The 3,688-nt window shown below is 55.8% G+C and carries 5 protein-coding genes; 1 reads left to right on the forward strand and 4 read right to left on the reverse strand.

Annotation, left to right across the window (positions count from 1 at the left end; all coding sequences use genetic code 11):
- The first annotated feature begins 578 nt into the window (after window positions 1–578).
- A complete protein-coding gene (locus tag QNK41_RS20450; protein WP_319260909.1) occupies window positions 579–1,460 on the forward strand; it encodes a hypothetical protein in 882 nt (293 codons plus the stop codon).
- A 74-nt stretch (window positions 1,461–1,534) separates the two neighbouring features.
- Here the strand turns inward: QNK41_RS20450 and QNK41_RS20455 are convergent, their stop codons facing one another.
- The 4 genes from QNK41_RS20455 to QNK41_RS20470 form a co-directional block, all read right to left on the reverse strand.
- On the reverse strand, window positions 1,535–1,789 hold the full coding sequence (locus tag QNK41_RS20455; protein WP_319260911.1) for a hypothetical protein: 255 nt from the start codon (window positions 1,787–1,789) through the stop codon (window positions 1,535–1,537).
- 9 nt (window positions 1,790–1,798) lie between these two features.
- Window positions 1,799–1,921, reverse strand: coding sequence for a hypothetical protein (locus QNK41_RS20460; RefSeq protein WP_319260914.1), 123 nt, complete (start codon window positions 1,919–1,921; stop codon window positions 1,799–1,801).
- The gene (cydB, locus tag QNK41_RS20465) at window positions 1,905–2,930 is read right to left on the reverse strand and encodes a cytochrome d ubiquinol oxidase subunit II (protein ID WP_319260917.1); all 1,026 of its coding nucleotides are present in this window, start codon (window positions 2,928–2,930) and stop codon (window positions 1,905–1,907) included. Before cydB ends, QNK41_RS20460 begins: the two co-directional genes overlap by 17 nt.
- On the reverse strand, window positions 2,923–3,688 hold a 766-nt coding region (locus tag QNK41_RS20470; protein ID WP_319260919.1), incomplete at its 5' end, for a cytochrome ubiquinol oxidase subunit I. The genes cydB and QNK41_RS20470, both read right to left, overlap by 8 nt.

Here is a 3,688-nt window from a genome sequence, read left to right on the forward strand (position 1 = left end):
TGGCGATTTCATTTTCGGAAATTTTTACATGCTTAGCCAGATTACCGACGGTGGCGTTGTCGTCGCCAAGGGTAATGGACCTGAGCTGGTCGTGCCGGCAGGTATCGTCAGTGGACAACGATGCAAAACACTTTACATTGATTTTCATGGTTCACCTCACGCGTTGTTGGTTCAGTTAACTGCGATTAAAAATTACGTAAGTTAACTGTAGTCACCGGCTTGGAATCTTCAAGGCAAACGCGGACCGAACGGGTCGGCCGGACAGGCAGCGGAGAAAATCTCAACTATTCGTTATCATTTTAAATAAATAAATTCTATCGAACCGACGGTGGGTTTAACCTATCACTGCATGACCAAAAGACTGCTTGCTTGAAAGCTAAAAATTGTCACCATGGGTAGTGAAACCACCGTTTTTCCCAGATGGGTGGCAGCAAGTTGATTGTGCGCCAAGGTGGGTTTGGGTTATGCTGACAGGTGGAACTGTCGCGGCCCAAATGGATTGGCCAGCGCGTCCAGGCAATCCCGGGATCGGTTCTGGATCGGCAGTCCCCGTATTTTAAGGAATCGGGAAGGTAAACATGCCTGAAGATATAAGGAACAGAGCAGCGATCAGCCATGTGGATGTCACTGCACTGAACTTCATCCGCTCATCCCCTCCATTTGTATTCAGAAGGCATTTCAGGCAGGGGCTTCGCTCGCACATCATGGAGATTCTGGACCCAGTCGATGTGGAAGTTGAGCAGACCGGGATGATGATCGCCGGTGTGAGGTATTTTCCCAAAGCCACGCCACGCCGGATGTTTCGCATTTTCCGGGCCCGCTTGAAAACCCTCGAAAATGCACTTTTTGAAATCGGCCGGGTTAAAATCGTCGAGCACTACCTGGCGCCCGGTTTCATGGCGCGGTCCACTGAATGCATCGTGGATTACCGGGGGCCAGAGGGCCGTGACCTGATGCTTTGCGGATTTCAGGAATACGTCGCGGGTGAGGCATTGGATCCGTGGACCCTTCTAGGCGCGGTCGACCTGCTGCCGGCGCTCTACGAGACCTTTCGTTGCCAGGACAGCCCATTGACATTATCCAGCGAGCAGTGGGTCGCAACAGTCAGGCAAAAGGGAGCCCGGTTCATCCAAAAAATAAAACGGATGATCAGCGAAGCCGGTCACATCCCCGACCTGGCCGGAGCGGGCAACCTGATCATCACCGTCAGCGGCGGCATTCGCCTGGTGGACATCAACAACATTTCAGGCGTCTCTCTCGCCCCTTCGATCGATCTGGACGAAAAAGGCTACCCCGTGTGCGACAAGTCCATCGAGGCACTCTCGTTGATCGAAGAAAAAATCCTCGGCCGCCCGATCGACATGGAAGAGGACATATACAAGCATTTCCTCGATCCCACACGCCGGAAAGCACTTAAGGCAAAAGAGGCATTATTTTGGAAGAGAAGTGTTGGCAGCTGAAGCTTCTTAATCGGTTGGCAAACAAGGACGGCTTTGGAATCGATGTTTTTCGAAAGATGCGTGATCGGACTGAATCAGGGTTTCAAAGGGACATCACCGCCGCCTTTGGCAGTATCATAGCCCCCCGGAGTAAGAAAAGCGCTGCTTTTTAGTTTATTCATATCGACCAGCCCGTTTGCAAACAACGTCTCCAGTGCCTCCAGTGTTTGACTGGGGGCCAAAGGAAGGGCGGCGACAACGGCACTTATATCTAATATTCCCGGTGGTCCGGAATAATCCCACTCCTTGGCCAGCAAAGCCAGCACCTGATTTTCAGCGACCGTCGGCATGGTCGGCACCTATAGCTTCATTCCCAGCATGAGCCGCACGACCCCCGCCAGCACCAGCATGCCGGCCATCCCGCCGACAAATAGCCCGGCGAACCACAGCCACTGGCGCTGTTTTTCAGTAAGCCGGATCATGTTCATGGGAGGCCTTGCCGCGGAAAACCCAGAAGCAGTACCCCGTATAGGCCAGGATGCAGGGCAGCAGGAACACCGTACCCAGCAGCAGCAGGGATTGGGATTCGGGTGCGGCCGCCGCATCCCACAGGGTCACCTTGAAGGGTACCAGCCAGGGCCAGGTGCTGATCCCAATGCCGATGTAGTTCATTAAAAATATTCCCAGGGTGAGAAAAAAAGGCCGGTATTCCCGCTCGGTGCGCAGATCCCGCCAAAGCATGACGAAGAAAGCCACCGACAGGATCGGCATGGGCTGCAGGAAGTAGAAGTTGGGCAGGCTGAACCACAATTCTTTGATATCGCTGTTCATCATGGGCATGGTCAGGCTGACCAGGCCCATGAACAGGGCCACATAGATGAGTACGTAACTGGCGCTCTTGCGGGCCCACGCCTGGGTATCGCCCTCGGTTTTCATGATCGTCCAGGTGGCGCCCAGCAGGGCGTAGCCGGTCACCAGGGCGACGCCGGTCATGGCACTGAAGGCAGTCAGCCAGTCGAAGGCACCGCCGCCGAAATTGCGACCGGCCACGGCGATGCCGTTCACAAAGGTACCCAGCACCATGCCTTGCATGAAGGTGGCCACCAGGGATCCGAAATGGAAGGAGTAGTCCCAGATGCGCCGCGACTTGCCGGTGGCCTTGAAACGGAATTCGAAAGCCACTCCGCGAAAGATCAGGCCCAGCAGCATGAGGATGATGGGGATGTAAAAAGCCGGCATGAGAATGGCGTAGGCCAGCGGAAAGGCGGCAAACAACCCGCCGCCACCCAGCACCAGCCAGGTCTCGTTGCCGTCCCAGAACGGGGCGATGGAGTTCATCATGCGGTCCCGGCACTGGTCGCTGGGGGCAAAGGGAAACAGGATGCCCACACCCAGGTCGAAGCCATCCAGCAGAATATACATTAAAATGGCTGTACCGATCAGCGAGTACCAGATGAGCGGAAGATCCAGAAAACTCTCGAAACTAAACATCGTTCCCTCCTGTCCCAGCAGCCAGGTCCGTGACCAGGGGCGGCTGTTTCACACCGTGGCTTCCATACGTATCTGCTTCGGTGGTTTCCGGCCCTTTGCCGATGAGTTTAAGAATGTAATAGGCGCCGGCAGTGAAAACCAGGCCGTAAGTGATGACAAACGCGGCCAGGGAGATGGCGATGGGTCCCGCGGCCACTGGGGAGATGGTGTCCGACGTGCGCAACACGTTGAACACGATGAACGGCTGCCGACCCACCTCGGTGACGAACCAGCCGGACACCACAGCCACGAAGCCGGCCGGCGTCATGGCCACGCACCACAGGTGAAACCAGCGTGTGGTAAAAAGCTGTTTCTTGAAGTGGAGCACCAGCGCAATCAGGCCGGTGGCGATCATCAGCATGCCCAGCCCCACCATAATGCGGAAGGCCCAGAAGACAACGCCGACGGGCGGCCGGTCTATTCTGGCCCAGGACTTTAGCCCTTTAACCTCACCGTCGAGGTCGTGGGTGAGAATCAAGCTGGATAATTTGGGGATGGTGATCTCAAAGCGGTTGCGCTCCTCGATCTGGTCCGGCCAGGCGAAAAGCCGCAAACCGGCGCCTTTTTCCGTTTCCCAGATACCCTCCATGGCCGCCACCTTAGCCGGCTGGTGTTTGAAGGTATTCTGCCCGTGCAGGTCGCCGAACAGAAGCTGCATGGGTGCCACGAAAATGGCCATGACCATGGCCATGCCCAGCATGATTCGGGCATGTTTCACG

This window comes from Desulfosarcina sp. (genome assembly GCF_033791525.1).
Classification (GTDB): Bacteria; Desulfobacterota; Desulfobacteria; order Desulfobacterales; family Desulfosarcinaceae; genus Desulfosarcina.